Origin of the sequence: Bradyrhizobium tropiciagri, assembly GCF_001189845.1 — a bacterium.
Classification (GTDB): Bacteria; Pseudomonadota; Alphaproteobacteria; order Rhizobiales; family Xanthobacteraceae; genus Bradyrhizobium; species Bradyrhizobium tropiciagri.
This window is the reverse complement of the sequence record NZ_LFLZ01000076.1, coordinates 22,954-40,170: the sequence shown is the minus strand read 5'-3', so window position 1 is coordinate 40,170 and position 17,217 is coordinate 22,954. Positions and strand designations below refer to the sequence as shown.

The 17,217-nt window shown below is 63.7% G+C and carries 15 protein-coding genes; 7 read left to right on the top strand and 8 right to left on the bottom strand.

Annotated elements, in window-relative coordinates; genetic code table 11:
* The first annotated feature begins 143 nt into the window (after positions 1-143).
* Genes leuS through holA form a run of 3 tightly spaced genes read left to right on the top strand, consistent with a single transcriptional unit; the run spans position 144 to position 4,349 of the window.
* Entirely contained in the window at positions 144-2,768 is a 2,625-nt protein-coding gene (gene leuS / locus AKN84_RS37170; protein WP_050425369.1) for a leucine--tRNA ligase, read from the top strand.
* Positions 2,755-3,309 (top strand): LPS assembly lipoprotein LptE, encoded by a 555-nt coding sequence (lptE, locus tag AKN84_RS37165; RefSeq protein WP_050425368.1) that lies wholly within the window; start codon positions 2,755-2,757, stop codon positions 3,307-3,309. The genes leuS and lptE overlap by 14 nt, the downstream gene beginning before the upstream one ends.
* 8 nt (positions 3,310-3,317) lie before the next feature.
* Positions 3,318-4,349 carry a DNA polymerase III subunit delta gene (holA, locus tag AKN84_RS37160; RefSeq protein ID WP_050425367.1) on the top strand — a complete coding sequence of 344 codons (1,032 nt, stop codon included), beginning with the start codon at positions 3,318-3,320 and terminating at the stop codon, positions 4,347-4,349.
* Between the two features lie 126 nt (positions 4,350-4,475).
* Here holA and AKN84_RS37155 read toward each other — a convergent pair whose 3' ends face one another.
* The 7 genes from AKN84_RS37155 to hemJ form a co-directional block, all read right to left on the bottom strand.
* Positions 4,476-5,366, bottom strand: a complete 891-nt coding sequence (locus AKN84_RS37155; protein ID WP_050425366.1) for a ParB/RepB/Spo0J family partition protein — start codon at positions 5,364-5,366, stop codon at positions 4,476-4,478.
* A gap of 144 nt (positions 5,367-5,510) precedes the next feature.
* Entirely contained in the window at positions 5,511-6,362 is an 852-nt protein-coding gene (locus tag AKN84_RS37150) for a ParA family protein (protein WP_050425365.1), read from the bottom strand.
* Between the two features lie 31 nt (positions 6,363-6,393).
* Entirely contained in the window at positions 6,394-7,059 is a 666-nt protein-coding gene (rsmG, locus tag AKN84_RS37145; RefSeq protein WP_050425374.1) for a 16S rRNA (guanine(527)-N(7))-methyltransferase RsmG, read from the bottom strand.
* A 173-nt stretch (positions 7,060-7,232) separates the two neighbouring features.
* On the bottom strand, positions 7,233-9,116 hold the full coding sequence (gene mnmG / locus AKN84_RS37140; protein WP_050425364.1) for a tRNA uridine-5-carboxymethylaminomethyl(34) synthesis enzyme MnmG: 1,884 nt from the start codon (positions 9,114-9,116) through the stop codon (positions 7,233-7,235).
* Positions 9,117-9,328: 212 nt separating this feature from the next.
* Positions 9,329-10,654, bottom strand: a complete 1,326-nt coding sequence (gene mnmE, locus AKN84_RS37135; RefSeq protein WP_050425363.1) for a tRNA uridine-5-carboxymethylaminomethyl(34) synthesis GTPase MnmE — start codon at positions 10,652-10,654, stop codon at positions 9,329-9,331.
* A 300-nt stretch (positions 10,655-10,954) separates the two neighbouring features.
* A complete protein-coding gene (gene rho, locus AKN84_RS37130) occupies positions 10,955-12,220 on the bottom strand; it encodes a transcription termination factor Rho (protein ID WP_016841461.1) in 1,266 nt (421 codons plus the stop codon).
* Positions 12,221-12,471: 251 nt separating this feature from the next.
* Positions 12,472-12,894, bottom strand: a complete 423-nt coding sequence (gene hemJ, locus AKN84_RS37125; RefSeq protein WP_050425373.1) for a protoporphyrinogen oxidase HemJ — start codon at positions 12,892-12,894, stop codon at positions 12,472-12,474.
* A gap of 479 nt (positions 12,895-13,373) precedes the next feature.
* Between hemJ and AKN84_RS37120 the strand changes: the two genes are divergently transcribed.
* The 4 genes from AKN84_RS37120 to dnaQ are packed head-to-tail and all read left to right on the top strand — an operon-like array spanning position 13,374 to position 16,225.
* On the top strand, positions 13,374-14,210 hold the full coding sequence (locus AKN84_RS37120) for a pyruvate, water dikinase regulatory protein (protein WP_050425362.1): 837 nt from the start codon (positions 13,374-13,376) through the stop codon (positions 14,208-14,210).
* A 10-nt stretch (positions 14,211-14,220) separates the two neighbouring features.
* Positions 14,221-14,829 (top strand): Maf family protein, encoded by a 609-nt coding sequence (locus tag AKN84_RS37115; RefSeq protein WP_050425361.1) that lies wholly within the window; start codon positions 14,221-14,223, stop codon positions 14,827-14,829.
* 44 nt (positions 14,830-14,873) lie between these two features.
* Positions 14,874-15,473, top strand: a complete 600-nt coding sequence (gene coaE, locus AKN84_RS37110; protein ID WP_050425360.1) for a dephospho-CoA kinase — start codon at positions 14,874-14,876, stop codon at positions 15,471-15,473.
* A 29-nt stretch (positions 15,474-15,502) separates the two neighbouring features.
* Positions 15,503-16,225, top strand: a complete 723-nt coding sequence (dnaQ, locus tag AKN84_RS37105) for a DNA polymerase III subunit epsilon (RefSeq protein WP_050425359.1) — start codon at positions 15,503-15,505, stop codon at positions 16,223-16,225.
* Between the two features lie 163 nt (positions 16,226-16,388).
* On the opposite strand, the gene secB is transcribed toward dnaQ, so the two are convergent.
* Positions 16,389-16,877, bottom strand: coding sequence for a protein-export chaperone SecB (gene secB / locus AKN84_RS37100; protein ID WP_050425358.1), 489 nt, complete (start codon positions 16,875-16,877; stop codon positions 16,389-16,391).
* Positions 16,878-17,217 lie beyond the last annotated feature (340 nt).

Sequence of the window (17,217 nt, the reverse complement as noted above, 5' to 3'; positions counted from 1 at the left end):
CGCCAGGACGACGGGGAGGCTGCCGGCGGCGCCCCGGCATGACCATTTGGCAGACCCCAAGCCGTTGACCCCATGGGCGTTTTTGTGGCCTAGTCCGCCGTCCCCGGATGGGACCCGAAAATCACCGAAAACCCTGCGATTTCATGACCGCCGAACGCTACAACGCCCGTGAATCCGAACCCCGCTGGCAAGCCACCTGGGACCAGAAGGCGATCTTCGCCTCCAAGAACGACGATCCGCGGCCGAAATATTACGTGCTCGAGATGTTCCCCTACCCGTCGGGGCGCATCCATATCGGCCATGTCCGCAACTACACGCTCGGCGACGTGCTGGCCCGCTTCATGCGCGCCCGCGGCTACAACGTGCTGCATCCGATGGGCTGGGATGCGTTCGGCCTGCCGGCGGAGAACGCCGCGATCGAGCGCAAGGTGGCGCCGAAGGCCTGGACCTACGACAACATCGCCGCGATGAAGAAGCAGCTGCGGTCGATCGGGCTGTCGCTCGACTGGAGCCGGGAGTTCGCGACCTGCGACCCCAGCTACTACAAGCATCAGCAGAAGATGTTCCTGGACATGCTGGCCGCCGGCCTCGCCGAGCGCGAGAAGCGCAAGCTGAACTGGGATCCGGTCGACATGACCGTGCTCGCCAACGAGCAGGTGATCGACGGCCGCGGCTGGCGTTCGGGCGCTGTCGTCGAACAACGGGAAATGAGCCAGTGGGTCTTCAAGATCACGAAGTACGCGCAGGAACTGCTGGACGCGCTTGATGGTCTCGACCGCTGGCCGGACAAGGTGCGGCTGATGCAGCGCAACTGGATCGGCCGCTCCGAGGGTGTGTTGATCCGCTTCGCGCTAGATCCGGCGACCACGCCGGCCGGCGAGAGCGAGCTGAAGATCTTCACCACGCGGCCGGACACGCTGTTCGGCGCCAAGTTCATGGCGATCTCGGCGGATCATCCGCTGGCGCAGGCGGCTGCTGCGAAGAATCCAAAGCTCGCGGAGTTCATCGCCGACATCAAGAAGATCGGCACCGCGCAGTCGATCATCGACACCGCCGAGAAGCAGGGTTTCGACACCGGCATCAAGGCCGTGCATCCGTTCGATCCGAGCTGGAAGCTGCCGGTCTATGTCGCGAACTTCGTGCTGATGGAATACGGCACCGGCGCGATCTTCGGCTGCCCGGCGCACGACCAGCGCGACCTCGACTTCGTCAACAAGTACAATCTCGGCAACGTGCCCGTGGTCTGCCCTGAAGGGCAGGACCCGAAGACGTTCGTCATCACCGACGTCGCCTATGATGGCGACGGCCGCATGATCAATTCGCGCTTCCTCGACGGCATGACCATCGAAGCCGCGAAGGAAGAGGTCGCCAAGCGTCTGGAAAGCGAGCTGCGCGGCAATGCACCGGTCGGCGAGCGGCAGGTGAATTTCCGCCTGCGCGACTGGGGCATCTCGCGTCAGCGCTATTGGGGCTGCCCGATCCCGGTGATCCATTGCCCGAAGTGCGACGTGGTGCCGGTGCCGGACGACCAGTTGCCGGTGACGCTGCCGGAGGATGTCTCCTTCGACAGACCGGGCAACGCGCTCGACCATCATCCGACCTGGAAGCACGTCAGCTGTCCGAAGTGCGGCGGCAAGGCCGTGCGTGAGACCGACACGATGGACACCTTCGTGGACTCGTCGTGGTATTTCGCGCGCTTCACCGATCCCTGGAACAAGGACGCGCCGACCACGCCTGCGGTCGCCAACCGGATGATGCCGGTCGACCAGTATATCGGCGGCGTCGAGCACGCGATCCTGCATTTGCTGTACAGCCGCTTCTTCACCCGCGCGATGAAGGCGACCGGCCACATCGACATGAGCGAGCCGTTCGCCGGCATGTTCACCCAGGGCATGGTGGTGCACGAGACCTACCAGAAGGCCGACGGCGTCTGGGTGACGCCGGCCGAGGTGAAGATCGAGGTTGATGGTAATGCCCGCCGCGCGGTGCTGCTGGCGACCGGCGAGGACGTCGCGATCGGCCCGATCGAAAAGATGTCGAAGTCGAAGAAGAACACCGTCGACCCCGACGACATCATCGCGAGCTACGGCGCCGACGTCGCGCGCTGGTTCATGCTGTCGGACTCCCCGCCGGACCGCGACGTGATCTGGAGCGACGAGCGGGTGCAGGGCGCCGCCCGCTTCGTGCAGCGGCTGTGGCGGCTGGTGAACGAATCGGCCGAGATCGCCAAGGCGGCGCCGGCGGCCCGGCCGGGCACGTTCGGACCCGAGGCGCAGGCGCTGCGCAAGGCGGCCCATGGCGCGCTCGACAAGGTGTCGTCCGGGATCGAGCGGCTGCATTTCAACGTCTGTCTCGCCCATATCCGCGAATTCGCCAATGCGCTGGCCGAGGTGCTGGCCAAAAGCGACAAGCCGGCGGCTGATGTCGCCTGGGCCTTGAAGGAAGCCGCGACCATCCTGGTCCAGCTGGTCTCGCCGATGATGCCGCATCTGGCCGAGGAGTGCTGGGTGGTCCTGGGTCAGAGCGGGCTGGTTTCCGAGGCCGATTGGCCGCAAATCGAGCGCGATTTGCTGGTGGAAGACAGCGTGACCCTGGTCGTCCAGGTCAACGGTAAAAAACGAGGTGATGTTACCGTGCCACGCACCGCCCAAAATGCGGAGATAGAGGCTGCCGTTTTGGCGCTCGATGCGGTAAAAGCCGCCTTGGACGGCAAACCCGTCCGCAAGGTGATCGTGGTGCCCATGAGGATCGTCAATGTTGTCGGCTAGGATCAGGATCGCCGCCCGGCTCGTGGCTGTGGCTGCCTTGGCCGCGCTGACGGCCGGATGCTTCCAGCCGATGTATGCCGAGCGTACCCTCGACGGTTCGCCCGCCCTGCGCGAAAAGCTGATGGGCGTCGAGGTTCCGCCGGTCGACAAGCCGAACGCCTCGCGCGAGGCCCGGGTCGGCGTCGAGGTCCGCAACGCCCTCGCCTTCAAGCTCTACGGCACCGCCACCGGCATGCCGCCGACGCACCGCCTGGTGCTGCGCTTCTATACAAGCCGCTCCTCGCTGATGATCGACCCGACCACCGCGCTGCCGACCAGCGAGAACTATGGTATCGACGCCCAGTTCAACCTGGTCGAGATCGCCTCGAACAAGTCCGTGATGACCGGCACCACGTTCTCGCGCGTGTCCTATGACATGCCGGGCTCCTACCAGCGGTTCACGCGCCAGCGCGCCCTCCGCGATGCCGAGGACCGCGCCGCGCAGGAGATCGCCGACAATATCCAGACCCGGCTCGCCTCGTTCTTCTCCAGCGGGACCTGATCGCCGCATTGGTCGCACTTCGCGGAAAAGAGATCGACAGCTTCCTCGCCCGGCCCGACGCCGGCCGGCCGATCATCCTGCTTTACGGCCCGGACCTCGGCCTGGTGCGCGAGCGGGCCGACGCGCTGATGGCCTCCGCAGTCGACGATCCCAACGATCCATTCTCGCTGGTGCGGCTCGATGGTGACGAGCTCGCCGCCGAGCCATCGCGGCTGGTCGATGAAGCGATGACGGTGCCGTTGTTCGGCGGCCGCCGCGCCATCCGCGTCCGCGCCGGCTCGCGCAATTTCGCCAGCGGCGTCGAGACGCTGACCGAAACGCCTGCGCTCAGGGATTGCCGCATCGTGATCGAGGCCGGCGAGCTCCGCCCGGAATCGCCGCTGCGCAAAATCTGCGAGCGTGCCAAGAATGCAGTCGCGATCGGCTGCTATCCCGACACCGAACGCGACCTGACCAAGCTGATCGAGGACGAGCTGCGCGTCTCCAATCTGCGGCTCGCGCAAGATGCGCGCGCGGTGCTGATGTCGCTGCTCGGCGGCGACCGCATGGCCTCGCGCAACGAGCTACGCAAGCTCGCGCTGTTCGCGCACGGCAAGGGCGAGATCACGCTTGACGATGTGATGACCGTGGTCTCGGACGCCTCCGAGCTGAAGCTCGATCCGATCGTCGACGGCGCCTTCGCCGGCAACGCCGCGCTGGTCGAAACCGAATTCACCAAGGCAATGGTCGCCGGCACCTATCCCGGCGTGATCATCTCGGCCGCGCAGCGCCAGGCGGCGTGGCTGCACAAATCGGCGCTGGCGATCGCGGACGGCACCCCGGCGTCAGCCGTGCTGGAAGGCGGATTTCCGCGGCTGCACTTCTCGCGCAAGCCCGCGGTCGAGATCGCGCTGCGCAACTTCACGCCGCAGCGGCTGGTGAACATCATCGATCAGCTTGCAACCGCGGCGCTCGACATGCGCAAGCAGGCCGCGCTCGCCGCCGTGATCGCGCATCGCGCCCTGCTCTCGATCGCGGTGAATGCGAAGCGGCGGGGATGAAATCGTCCTGTCTTGGGCTCGTCATTGCGAGCGACGCGAAGCAATCCACCGCTCCGCACATGCGGACAGATGGATTGCTTCGTCGCTGACGCTTCTCGCAATGACGGTGGAAGCAGCCTTGCGGAGCTAGCCGCCTTCCAGCCGCCGCACCACCTCGTCGAGCTGCTCGAGGTTACGGTAGTTGATCTGGACGGTGCCGCCGGGATCGCGGTGGCTCACGGTGACGGTCAGGCCGAGTGCATCGCTCACGCGCTTCTCCAGCGCCAGCGTGTCGGCATCCTTGTCGGCCTTGGCCGCGCTGCCAGAGCGCGCCTTCTGCGGCTTGCGCTCCGGCACGCCCTCCTCATGCGCCAGCGCCTCGGCCTGGCGGACGTTGAGGCCTTCGGCGACGATGCGCTTCGCGGCCGCGAGCGGATCCGGCACGCCGATCAGCGCGCGGGCGTGGCCGGCGGAGAGATCGCCCTTCGAGATCAGCGCCTGCACTTCGTTCGGCAATTTGGTCAGCCGCATCATGTTGGCGACATGGCTGCGGCTCTTGCCGACGATCTTGGCGATGTCTTCCTGGCCGCGTTTGAACTCGTCGGCGAGCGCGTGATAGCCCAGCGCCTCTTCCATCGCGTTGAGGTCTTCGCGCTGCACGTTCTCGATGATCATGATCTCGAGCGCGTCCGAATCAGAGACCTCGACCGGCACGATCGGCACTTCGTGCAGGCCGGCGAGCTGCGAGGCGCGCCAGCGGCGTTCGCCGGCGATGATCTCGTAGCGGTCCTGCGCGCCCTTGATCGCGCGCACCACGATCGGCTGAATCACGCCGCGCGCCTTGATCGAATCGGCGAGCTCGCCGAGCTCGGCATCGGCGAAGCTGCGCCGCGGATTGCGCGGGTTGGCCTTGAGGAATTCGATCGGCACCTTGCGCTGGTTGCGCGGCCGCTCGGCATGTGCGGCCGCCTCGCCGCCGACATCTCCGATCAGGCTTGCCAGCCCGCGCCCCAGTCGCGAACGCGCTTCATCGGCCATTGTTGCGAGCTCCCTTGGATTCACACGCAGTACTCCAGACTTGAATTTCAGAATCGTAGGATGGGTCGAGCGCAGCGAAACCCATCGCTACATGCGATGAAGGTGATGGGTATCGCTTCGCTCCACCCATCCTACGCATTGCCATCAATGCGCGCGCAGCTCGCGCTCGCGCTGGATCACTTCGGTGGCGAGCTTGAGATACGCATCGCTGCCGGCGCATTTGAGATCGTAGACCAGCACCGGCTTGCCGTAGGACGGCGCCTCCGAGATGCGCACGTTGCGCGGGATCATGGTGTCGTACACCTTGTCGCCCATGAACTGGCGCACGTCGGCAACAACCTGGTTGGAGAGGTTGTTGCGTGAGTCGAACATGGTCAGCACGATGCCGTGGATCGACAGCGTCGGATTGAGCGTCGAGCGCACCTGCTCCACGGTCTGCAGCAGTTGCGACAGGCCTTCGAGCGCGAAGAACTCGCATTGCAGCGGCACCAGGATCGCGTCCGACGCGGCCATCGCATTGACCGTGAGCAGGTTGAGCGAGGGCGGACAGTCGATCAGCACGTAGGTGTAATCGGAGTCCGGCGAGACGTTGTTGTTCAGTCCCGCGATCGCATCGCGCAGCCGGAAGGCGCGGCCCGGCGTGGTGCCGAGCTCGAGCTCGAGGCCGGAGAGGTCCATGGTGGAGGCGGCGATATGCAACCGTGGCACGGCGGTCGCGACCACCGCATCGCGCAGCGGCGCTTCGCCGATCAGGACGTCGTAGGTCGAGCAGTTGCGGCTGCGGCGATCGATGCCAAGGCCGGTCGAGGCGTTGCCCTGCGGATCGAGATCGACGATCAGGACGCGCTCGCCAATCGCAGCGAGTGCGGTACCAAGATTGATCGCTGTGGTGGTCTTGCCGACGCCGCCCTTCTGATTGGCGAGCGACAGGATGCGCGGATGGCCCGGCGCTTGGAGCGCCTTATCCCCTTGATAAACCTCGTCCATCACAGTCATACCAAAATACCATTTGCTCTTGCGGAGTCCCCTAGCGCCGCTCGATTGACCCGAGTTCGACGATCCAGCCCTGTCCGCCGGTCCGGCTGGAGTGTAGCTTTGGCTCAATAATCCAATATTTAGTGGCCTCGGTCAATTCGGCCTCTACATCTTGACCCTTCAAAAACAGCGCCTTGGCGCCCTTTTTGACCCACGGCTCCGCAAAGCCGATCAGTTGATGTAACGGAGCCAGTGCCCGCGCGGTGACGCAATCGATGGGGCCCGCGATTCTATCCACAGTATCCCCGATATCAGCCAGATGCACCGTCCCCGGTGACGCCGTCACCCGAATCGCCTCCCGCAAGAATGCGGCCTTCTTGGCGATTCGCTCAACCAGATGGATCTGCGTGCCGGGCGTTTCGGCCAAGGCGCAGGCGAGCACGACGCCGGGGAAGCCCCCGCCGCTGCCGAGATCGACCCAGGATTTTGCCGTCGGCGCGAGGCTCAGGAGCTGCAGCGAATCGGAGATGTGGCGGGTCCAGAGATTCGGCAGCGTGGATGGTGCGACGAGATTGGTCTTGGCCTGCCATTCCAGGAGGAGGGCGATATAGCGATCAAGCCGCGCCTCTGTTTCACGTGAAACAGGGGTGAGGGTGAGCGCTGCAGCCTTGTCGGCTGCGGAGATGTCGAGGTCTGCGGAACGGGAGGCTGAAGCCATTCTCTTGAATGCCAGGTTGGTGTCCGTCATTGCGAGCCAACGGGTCGCGCGAACGCGCGCCCGATACCAAGCTCCGAGAAGCAATCCATCTCACAGCTTGCCGAGACATGGATTGCTTCGTCGCTTCGCTCCTCGCAATGACGGCGTCAGGCCGCATTGTTTCACGTGAAACGTCAGGCCGTCGCCTTCGCCGACTTTCGCCGCGCCTCGCGCCGTAGATACCCAGCCAGAATACTGAGCGCGGCCGGCGTCATCCCGTCGATCCGACCCGCCTGCCCGACCGTCCGCGGCTGCGCCTTCTGCAACTTGGCCCGCGCTTCATTCGAAAGACCCGGCACGTCGGCATAGTCGACATCGGTCAGAACCAGCCCCTCGTCGCGCCGGAAGGCATCGACGTCAGCGGTCTGGCGCTTCAGATAGACATCGTATTTGGCATCGATCTCGAGATGCACCGCGATACCAGGGTCAATGGCCGACAGCTCCGGCCAGATCGCTTGGACCGCCGGCCATTCGATCTCGGGATAGGCCAGCAGCTCAAAGGCGGAGCGGCGGTTGCCGTCGCGATTGAGGGCGAGGCCATGCTTGGCAGCCTCGTTCGGTGTGATCGCAAGCGACTTCGCCAAGGCCTTGGCCGCGTCCAGCGCCGCCATCTTGGTCCTATGACGCTCAGCGCGCGCCGTCCCGACGCATCCGAGCACGATGCCCTTGTCGGTCAGCCGCTGGTCGGCATTGTCAGCCCGCAGCGTCAGCCGGTACTCGGCGCGCGAGGTGAACATCCGATAGGGTTCAGTGATCCCGCGGGTCACGAGGTCGTCGATCATCACCCCGAGATAACCGTCAGCGCGGTCGAACACGATCGGGTCGGTCCCACTGGCGGCCAGTGCGGCGTTGAGGCCGGCAACGATGCCCTGCCCCGCCGCCTCTTCGTATCCCGTGGTGCCATTGATCTGGCCGGCCAGGAAAAGCCCGCGCAGACGCTTGGTCTGAAGGGTCGGATCGAGCTCGCGCGGATCGACATGGTCGTATTCGATCGCATAGCCCGGCCGGACCATCTTCACCCGCTCCAAACCAGGGATGCTGGCGAGGATCGCGAGCTGAACCTCCTCCGGTAGCGAGGTCGAGATGCCGTTGGGATAGACCGTCGAGTCGTCGAGCCCTTCCGGCTCCAGAAAGATCTGATGGCCGTCGCGGTCACCAAAGCGGACGATCTTGTCCTCGATCGAGGGACAATAGCGCGGTCCGGAGCTCTTGATCTGCCCGGAATACATCGGCGAGCGGTGCACGTTGGCCCGGATCACCTCATGGGTCGCCGGCGTGGTCCGGGTGATGCCGCACTGGATCTGCGCCGTCGTGATCCGGTCTGTCATGACCGAAAACGGCTCCGGTGGCTCGTCCCCGGGCTGCATTTCGACCGCGGACCAGTCGATCGTGGTGCCGTCGAGGCGCGGCGGCGTCCCGGTCTTGAGCCGGCCAAGCACGAAACCTGCCCGCTCGAACGACGCAGACAGGCCCATGGCCGGCGCTTCACCGACCCGGCCTGCCGGCCAGTTCTTCTCCCCGAGATGGATCAGACCGCGCAGAAAGGTCCCGGTCGTGATCACGACCGCGCCCGCGGAAAGCTGGCGGCCGTCGCCGAGGCGAATGCCGGTCACGCGCCCATCAACGACGATCAGCTCATCCGCCTCGCCTTCGATGACGGAAAGGTTCGCGGTCTCGGTGATCGCGGCCTGCATCGCGGCGGCATAGAGCTTGCGGTCGGCCTGGGCCCGAGGACCGCGGACCGCCGGACCCTTCCGGCGATTGAGCATGCGAAACTGGATGCCACCGGCGTCGGCGACCCGGCCCATCAGACCATCCAGAGCGTCGACTTCGCGGACCAGATGGCCCTTGCCGAGGCCGCCGATGGCGGGATTGCAGGACATCGCGCCGATGGTCGCGAAACGATGGGTCACCAAGGCCGTTTTGGCGCCCATCCGGGCGGCCGCGCTCGCGGCCTCGCAGCCGGCATGGCCGCCGCCGATGACGATGACGTCGAATGAGTCTGCCCTGGAAGTCATGGCGGGACTTCTATCGTGGAGTGATGAAAGCCGGAAGTACGAAGTTGAGATCGCCGGTCTAAGACCTGGCCGTCTGAGCGAAATATGGATCGATCCGGATCGCTCGCAATGACAGGCGGAGCTGTTTCACGTGAAACAAGCTCGATCGCGCTAAACCAAATGTCGTTAACGAAGCCGAAACCATGTTCCACGTGAAACACAGCCGGCCTCAGCTACTTCCCGACGCAGAACTCGCGGAAGATGACGTCCAGGATGTCCTCGACGTCGACCCGGCCGAGCAGACGGCCGAGTGAAGTGGCAGCCCTTCGGAGTTCCTCCGCCGCGAGCTCCTCACCCTGCCCGACCACATCGATGCTGCGCTGGAGCGAGTCAACGGTCTCCTGGAGCAACCCGCGCTGCCGAGTCCGGCTGATCAAGCCGCCTTCGCTGGTTCCAAAATAGTCGTGGGCGAAACCGACCAATGCGGTGATCAGCTCAGAAAGGCCGTCACCGCGGGCCGCCGAGATCCTGAACTCGGGGGCGCTGCCGCCCTCGCCCGACTGAACCCGGACAAGGTCGATCTTGTTTCGCACCAGCCAGGTCGGCGTCGCACCGCCGTGCCCCGGCTTTGCGGCGCCGCTGTCGGCCAGCCAAAGCACGAGGTCGGCTTCGGCGGCACGGGCCCGAGCGCGGCGAACACCCTCCTGCTCTACCGGGTCGTTGGTCTCGCGGATCCCGGCGGTGTCGATGACCGTGACCGGATAGCCGTCGAGATCGAGCTGCACCTCGATCACGTCGCGCGTCGTGCCGGCGTACGGCGAGACGATTGCGACCTCGCGCTTGGCGAGCTGATTGATCAGGGTCGATTTGCCGACGTTCGGCGGACCCGCGATCGCAACCACCAGGCCGTCGCGCAGCCGTTCGCTTTGGCCCTGCCCCGCAAGCACTTCCTTGATTTCTTCATGCAGCGCCCGGACCTTCTCGAGCGCCGGCGCGATCAGCTCTGCCGGCACATCGCCTTCGTCGGAGAAATCGATGCCGGCCTCGATCAGCGCCGATGCCGCGATGATCCGCTCGCGCCAGTCCCGGGCGCGATCGCCGAGCAGCCCTTTCAACTGTCGCAGCGCCTGGCGCCGCTGGCGATCGGTGTCGGCGTGAATCAGGTCGTCGAGACCTTCGGCCTCGGTCAGGTCGAGCTTGCCGTTCTCGAATGCCCGCCGGGTGAACTCGCCGGGTTCGGCCGGCCGGACGTTGTCGAACGCCGCGATGGCGTCGAACATCGCCGACAGCACCGCGCGACCGCCATGGACATGAAATTCGGCAACGTCTTCGCCAGTCGCACTTGCCGGGCCCGGGAACCAGAGGACGACCGCGTCATCGATCGGCTGATGGTTTGAATTGTGGAGCAGCGCGCGGGTCGCCGTTCGCGGGGCCGGCACCTTGCCCACCAGTCCTTCAATGACCGACGCGGCCATTGGGCCAGACAGCCTGACAATGGCGATCGCGCTCGGCGGCCGTCCGGAGGATAAAGCGAAGATGGTCTGGTCGCGCGGATGCATCGCCTATTTCTTCCCAAGCCAATCGGCAAAGGCAATGCCGCTTCCATTTCGCACGCGACATTGCGGAATGCTGCATTGCAATATAGTCGAGTTTCGTTGCAGCAGCTGTGCAGCAATTTTGTTGCGGTTCTGCCGGCCTGCGCCAGAAGCCTAACTGTTAAATATAAATTATATCAGTCGGTTACATAAATATTCGCACTGGCTAAGCTCGATTCATGCTGCACTTTGCTGCAGCAAATCCCCAGCATGAAAAAAGGCGCCCCGTTTGTGCGGAGCGCCCTTTCCTATTCGACCTCGGCCTCAGGTGTTCATGGAATCGAAGAATTCCGAATTGCTCTTCGTGTTCCGGAGCTTGTCGAGCAGGAAGTCGATCGCGTCCATGGTGCCCATCGGATTGAGGATGCGGCGCAGGACGTACATCTTCTTGAGCACCTGCGGATCGGTGATGAGCTCCTCCTTGCGGGTGCCGGAGCGGGCAATATCGATCGCCGGGAAGGTCCGCTTGTCCGAAACCTTGCGGTCGAGGATCAGTTCGGAGTTACCGGTTCCCTTGAACTCTTCGAAAATGACTTCGTCCATGCGGCTGCCGGTATCGACCAGCGCGGTCGCGATGATGGTCAGCGAACCGCCCTCCTCGATGTTGCGCGCGGCGCCGAAGAAGCGCTTCGGACGCTGCAAGGCATTGGCGTCGACACCGCCGGTCAGCACCTTGCCGGATGACGGCACCACGGTGTTGTAGGCGCGGCCGAGGCGGGTGATCGAATCGAGCAGGATGACGACGTCGCGGCCGTGCTCGACCAGACGCTTGGCCTTCTCGATCACCATCTCGGCGACCTGGACGTGACGCACGGCGGGTTCGTCGAAGGTCGACGACACCACCTCGCCCTTCACCGAGCGCTGCATGTCGGTGACTTCTTCCGGACGTTCGTCGATCAGAAGCACGATCAGATAGCAGTCAGGATGATTGGCGGTGATCGAGTGCGCGATGTTCTGCATCAGCACCGTCTTGCCGGTGCGCGGCGGCGCCACGATCAGCGCGCGCTGGCCCTTGCCGATCGGCGCGACGATGTCGATCACGCGGGCAGAAAGGTCTTTCTTGGTGGAATCCTCAAGCTCCATGCGGAAACGCTGATTGGGAAACAGCGGCGTGAGGTTGTCGAAATTGACCTTGTGCTTCGACTTTTCCGGATCTTCGAAATTGAGCGTGTTGACCTTCAGCAGCGCGAAATAGCGTTCGCCTTCCTTCGGGCTGCGAATATGACCTTCGATCGTGTCGCCGGTGCGCAGGCCGAAACGGCGAATCTGCGACGGCGAAACGTAGATGTCGTCGGGGCCGGGCAAATAGTTCGCATCGGGCGAACGAAGGAAGCCGAAGCCGTCGGACAGCACCTCGACGACGCCCTCGCCGACAATGTCGGTCTCGGCGGCGGCGAGGTTTTTAAGAATTGCGAACATCAGCTCCTGCTTGCGCATGGTGCTGGCATTCTCGACCCCGTTCTCTTCCGCAAACGAGACGAGCTCGGCGGGCGTTTTAGATTTGAGGTCCTGGAGTTTGATTTCCCGCATTGGGGTAGTCCTGTGAGGAAGTAAGTAGGGAAGGGGTGCGAGGTGGCTCGGAAAAAGCGGACGCCAAAGGAAGGTCCGCAGGTCTCAGCCAGGAAAGTGCCGTTTGGGCTTTCAAACCTGATGCGGCGCCGGCCCGAAAAGAACCGAAACGCGACCACATCCGCCTGCGTGGGGTGGGATAAAACCTATATAGAAAATCGATCCGTCCTTCGCAAGAAGGACTGAAGCATGCTTCTTAGGCATCGCAATGTCTAGAACGGCTTCACGACCACCATGATCACGATCAGGATCATCAGGAGCGTCGGCACCTCATTGATAATGCGGTAGAATTTCTGGGTTCGCTGATTTCGATCCGCGGCAAAATCTTTCACGCAGCGGGACAAAAAGCCGTGGATACCCGACATGATGAGCACCAACGTAAATTTGACGTGAAACCAGCCCGATAGGTACCAGTGTCCGGCCCAGGCCAAATAAAGCCCGGCAAGCCAGGTCACGATCATCGCGGGGTTGATGATCGCCTTCAAAAGCCGCCGTTCCATGACCTTGAAGGTCTCGGACTGCTTCGAGCCGGCCTCGGCCTCGCAATGATAGACGAACAGCCGCGGCAGATAGAGCATGCCCGCCATCCAGGAGATGACCGCAACGATGTGCAGGGCCTTGATCCAGTCATACAACATCGCGGCGATGCCTTTCAGGGAACAGCTCGGCGGGGAACAACTCGGCAGGAAACAACTCAGGTGGACTCAGCCTTGCGTGTAAAGCTTCGCAAGCGAGGGACGGATACATATCCGCACACACGGCTCTCCTAAACCTAATTAATTTTAGAATCTAAGGTTTGAGTCTTAATGGCAGTGAATTTGACTCATGCAATGCGATCCAGCCGTTCTTGCGGGCTTGTTCACATCCCTCAACATCCCCGCCGGCGGTAGCGAATATCCGGAATCCACCGCTCCGCTCAATTGGTTGCGTAGCTCTGTGGCCAGCTTATGAAGAGACAAATCCACACTGCTTCACTATCATCCGTCCCATGGCGTCGACTTATCCTTTTGCGGAGTGCTGTGAAGAAAGGGGCGAGATATACAGGGGCCTGGCGGCGGACCCGGATTCTCCTCCCCGACCTCCACAGGGATTCACAGAATAGACAGGGGTTCTGGTGCCGACGACCTCCAATTATTTCCATCTGCATCTGGTGTCGGACTCGACCGGCGAGACGCTGATCACCGTGGCGCGCGCGGTCGCCGCGCAATACGCCAACGTGACCGCGGTGGAGCACGTCTATCCGCTGGTGCGCAGCCAGAAGCAGCTCGATCGTGTGCTGGACGAGATCGAGGAATCGCCCGGCATCGTGCTGTTCACGCTGCTGGAGAAGGACCTGGTCGGCCGGCTCGAAGGCAAGTGCAAGGAAATCAACGTTCCGAGCCTGTCGATCATCGGGCCGGTGATGCAATTGTTCGAGGCGTATCTGGGTGCCGCGACGACGGGCCGTGTCGGTGCGCAGCACGTGCTGAACGCAGAATATTTCAGCCGGATCGACGCGCTGAATTACACCATGATCCATGACGACGGTCAGCACGTCGAAGGTCTCGAGGAAGCCGATGTCGTTCTGGTGGGCGTGTCCCGCACGTCGAAGACGCCGACCTCGATCTATCTCGCCAACCGTGGCATTCGCACCGCGAATGTACCGCTGGTGCCTGGCATTCCGCTGCCGCACCAGCTCGAGACGTTGAAGAAGCCGCTGGTGGTCAGCCTGCATGCGACGCCGGAACGGTTGATCCAGGTCCGGCAGAATCGCCTGCTCACCATGGGCGACCGTGACAACGACACCTACATCGACAAGCAGGCGGTGGCAGACGAGGTTGCCTTCGCCCGGCGCCTGAGTGCGAAGTTCAATTGGGCGTTGCTCGACGTGACGCGGCGTTCGATCGAGGAGACCGCGGCTGCGATCATGAAGCTCTATAACGACCGCCAGCGCGCGCGGCCGCCGGAATGATCAGCACGTCATGAGCATCTGGCGCGGCCCCCAAAAGCTGATCCTCGCGTCGCAAAGCCGTGCGCGCAGGATGTTGCTCGAAAACGCCGGTCTCGATTTCGAGGCGTTGCCGGCCGATATCGACGAACGCGCGGTGCAGCAGAATTCCGGCCTTTCGGCGCCGGGAGAGATCGCATCGCTGCTGGCGCACGAGAAGGCGCTGTTCATCTCGAGGCAAAAGCCGGGTCAATATGTCGTCGGTGCCGACCAGACGCTGGCGTTGGGCGAGCGGATGTTCAGCAAGCCTGCCGGCCGTGCGCAGGCCGCCGAGCAGCTCGGCCTGCTCGCCGGACAGACCCACGCGCTGCACTCGGCCGTTTCGGTCGCGCGCGACGGCAAAGCCCTGTTCAACGATGTGAGCGTCGCCCGGATGACGATGCGGCGGCTCGCGGCCGGCGAGATCGAGGCCTATCTCGACCAGGCCGGCGAGGCGGTGACGACCAGCGTTGGCGCTTACCAGCTCGAAGGTCTCGGCGTGCATCTGTTCGAGCGGATCGAAGGCGACCATTTCACCATTCTCGGCCTGCCGCTATTGTCGCTGCTCGCATTCCTGCGCCGCGAGGGGACGCTCGCGGTGTGAGATGCCAAGGCGTGGCGACGAGATACTGAACCGATGTTGACCAAATGCTGATACTGGGACTGACCGGCTCGATCGGGATGGGGAAATCCACCACGGCCAAACTGTTCATGGAGGCCGGCGTGCCGGTGTACGACGCCGATGCGGCCGTGCATCAACTCTACGAAGGCGAAGCCGCGCCGCCGATCGAGGCCGCCTTTCCCGGCACCACCGCCGGCGGCAAGGTCGACCGCGCGAAACTTTCGGCACGCGTGGTGCAAGACCCGGTGGCGATAAAACAGCTCGAGCAGATCGTGCATCCGATGCTCGGCGCATCGCGCCAGAAATTCTTCGCCGATGCAGAGGCCGCCGGCGCGCCCATCGTCGTGCTCGACATACCGCTGCTGTTCGAGACCGGCGGCGAGAAGCGCGTCGATGCGGTCGTCGTCGTCACCACCTCGCCGGAACTGCAGCGCGAGCGCGTGCTGGCGCGCGGCACCATGGATGCCGCCAAGCTAGATGCCATCATCGCCAAGCAGATGCCGGACGCCGAGAAGCGCAAGCGCGCCGATTTCATAGTGGATACCTCGCACGGGCTTGATCCAGTGCGGGCGCGCATTCGCGACATTCTGGCCGAGGTTGTTAAGATGCCGCAGCGGCGGGCCTGATTCGCCCGCGTTCCGGATATCTCCACGTCATGCGCGAAATCGTTCTCGATACTGAAACCACTGGCCTCGATCCGCTGCGCGGCGACCGGCTGGTCGAGATCGGCTGCGTCGAGATCTTCAACCGCATGCCGACCGGGCAGACCTACCATGTCTACATCAATCCCGAACGCGACATGCCGGCGGAAGCGTTCGCGGTGCATGGCCTGTCGACCGAGTTCCTGGCTTCCAAGCCGCTGTTCACCGAAGTCGTCGACGAGTTCCTGGCCTTCATCGGCGATACGCCGCTGGTGATCCACAACGCGTCCTTCGACATCAGCTTCATCAACGCCGAGCTCGACCGCATCAAGCGGAAGGCGATCCCCAAGGATCGCCTGGTCGATACGCTGCTGCTGGCGCGGCGCAAGCATCCCGGCGTGTCGAACCGGCTCGACGATCTCTGCTCGCGCTATCAGATCGACAATTCCCGCCGCACCAAGCACGGCGCCTTGCTCGACGCCGAGCTGCTGGCCGAGGTCTATATCGACCTGATCGGGGCGCGGCAGTCGCAGCTCATCCTGGCGTCGGAAACGTCGGATGCGCGGGCAGGCGGCTATGGCGATTCGCCGCGGCGGCAGCGCGAGACCCCGCTTGTGGCGCGGGTCAGCGAGGTGGACCGGGAAGCCCACCGGGCCTTCATCGCGACGCTCGGCGACAAGCCGATCTGGAACGATTATTTGCCGCCGCCAGCACCCGCTGCAGCCCCGGCGGCTTGAGCCCTGATCACTCCATAACCGTCATCCTGAGGCGCGAGCGGAGCGAGCCTCGAAGGATGCACGGCCACCAGCGGGGCCGTCGATCCTTCGAGACGCCCGCAAGCGCGGGCTCCTCAGGATGACGGATTGCACTTCCCCGAGTGTTATTTCTCGATCCTAGAAATCAGCTCGGCTTGGCGCCGGATGCGGCCTGGGCGGCTGCCTGGCGTTCCATGTTCTGACGGTAGAGACCGACGAAGTCGACGGGGTCGAGCAGCAAGGGCGGGAAGCCGCCGTCGCGCACCGAGGTCGCGACGATCTCGCGGGCGAACGGGAACAGCAGCCGCGGGCACTCGATCATGACCAGGGGGTGCAGGTTCTCCTTCGGCACGTTCACGATCCGGAAGACGCCGGCATAGGCGAGATCGAAGCTGAACATCACCTTGCCGCCGGTCTCGGCCTTGCCCTCGATCGAGAGGACCACCTCGTACTCGTTCTCGGACAGGTTGTTGGCGCCGACATTGATCTGGATGTTGATCGCCGGCTGCTGTTGCTGCTGGCCGAGCGAGGCCGGTGCGTTCGGGTTCTCGAACGACAGGTCCTTGGTGTACTGCGCCAGCACGTTGAGCTGGGGAGCGGGCTGTTCGACGGGGGCGCCGTTGCCATTGGTCATGAAATGTCTCCTGGAGCAGCGCTCGATGGACAGGATGTCCGACGGCACGCGTTAAGGTTTGGAAATGCCGATGCCGGGCGTGTGGCTATCATAGGCCCGGCGCGGTCCACAAGGACGACGAGCGCGCGCGCCCTTGGGCCTTGCTGCCAAATCTGCGGCGAAAGGCGCGCGAGCGCAACTCTGCCCAATCTCTTAACGGCTTCCTAAATTATTGAAGATGCGCGATTTCCTGAAAGGAACGGGTTTCCCCCCGGGGTTAAAACGCGCTACACTTGCCCGTGCCAAAAAGCGCCATTGGCCGGGCATAGTTTCGTGCCTACATGCTGCGGACTAAATCGGT

Excerpts from the sequence above, each read along its gene's own strand:
- AKN84_RS37115 (WP_050425361.1), top strand. The coding sequence starts at position 14,221 with ATGAGCATCTGGCGCGGCCCCCAAAAGCTGATCCTCGCGTCGCAAAGC.
- coaE (WP_050425360.1), top strand. The coding sequence starts at position 14,874 with ATGCTGATACTGGGACTGACCGGCTCGATCGGGATGGGGAAATCCACC.
- AKN84_RS37150 (WP_050425365.1), bottom strand. The coding sequence starts at position 6,362 with ATGACTGTGATGGACGAGGTTTATCAAGGGGATAAGGCGCTCCAAGCG.
- mnmE (WP_050425363.1), bottom strand. The coding sequence starts at position 10,654 with ATGCATCCGCGCGACCAGACCATCTTCGCTTTATCCTCCGGACGGCCG.
- leuS (WP_050425369.1), top strand. The coding sequence starts at position 144 with ATGACCGCCGAACGCTACAACGCCCGTGAATCCGAACCCCGCTGGCAA.
- rsmG (WP_050425374.1), bottom strand. The coding sequence starts at position 7,059 with ATGGCTTCAGCCTCCCGTTCCGCAGACCTCGACATCTCCGCAGCCGAC.
- dnaQ (WP_050425359.1), top strand. The coding sequence starts at position 15,503 with ATGCGCGAAATCGTTCTCGATACTGAAACCACTGGCCTCGATCCGCTG.
- rho (WP_016841461.1), bottom strand. The coding sequence starts at position 12,220 with ATGCGGGAAATCAAACTCCAGGACCTCAAATCTAAAACGCCCGCCGAG.
- AKN84_RS37155 (WP_050425366.1), bottom strand. The coding sequence starts at position 5,366 with ATGGCCGATGAAGCGCGTTCGCGACTGGGGCGCGGGCTGGCAAGCCTG.
- mnmG (WP_050425364.1), bottom strand. The coding sequence starts at position 9,116 with ATGACTTCCAGGGCAGACTCATTCGACGTCATCGTCATCGGCGGCGGC.
- secB (WP_050425358.1), bottom strand. The coding sequence starts at position 16,877 with ATGACCAATGGCAACGGCGCCCCCGTCGAACAGCCCGCTCCCCAGCTC.
- lptE (WP_050425368.1), top strand. The coding sequence starts at position 2,755 with ATGTTGTCGGCTAGGATCAGGATCGCCGCCCGGCTCGTGGCTGTGGCT.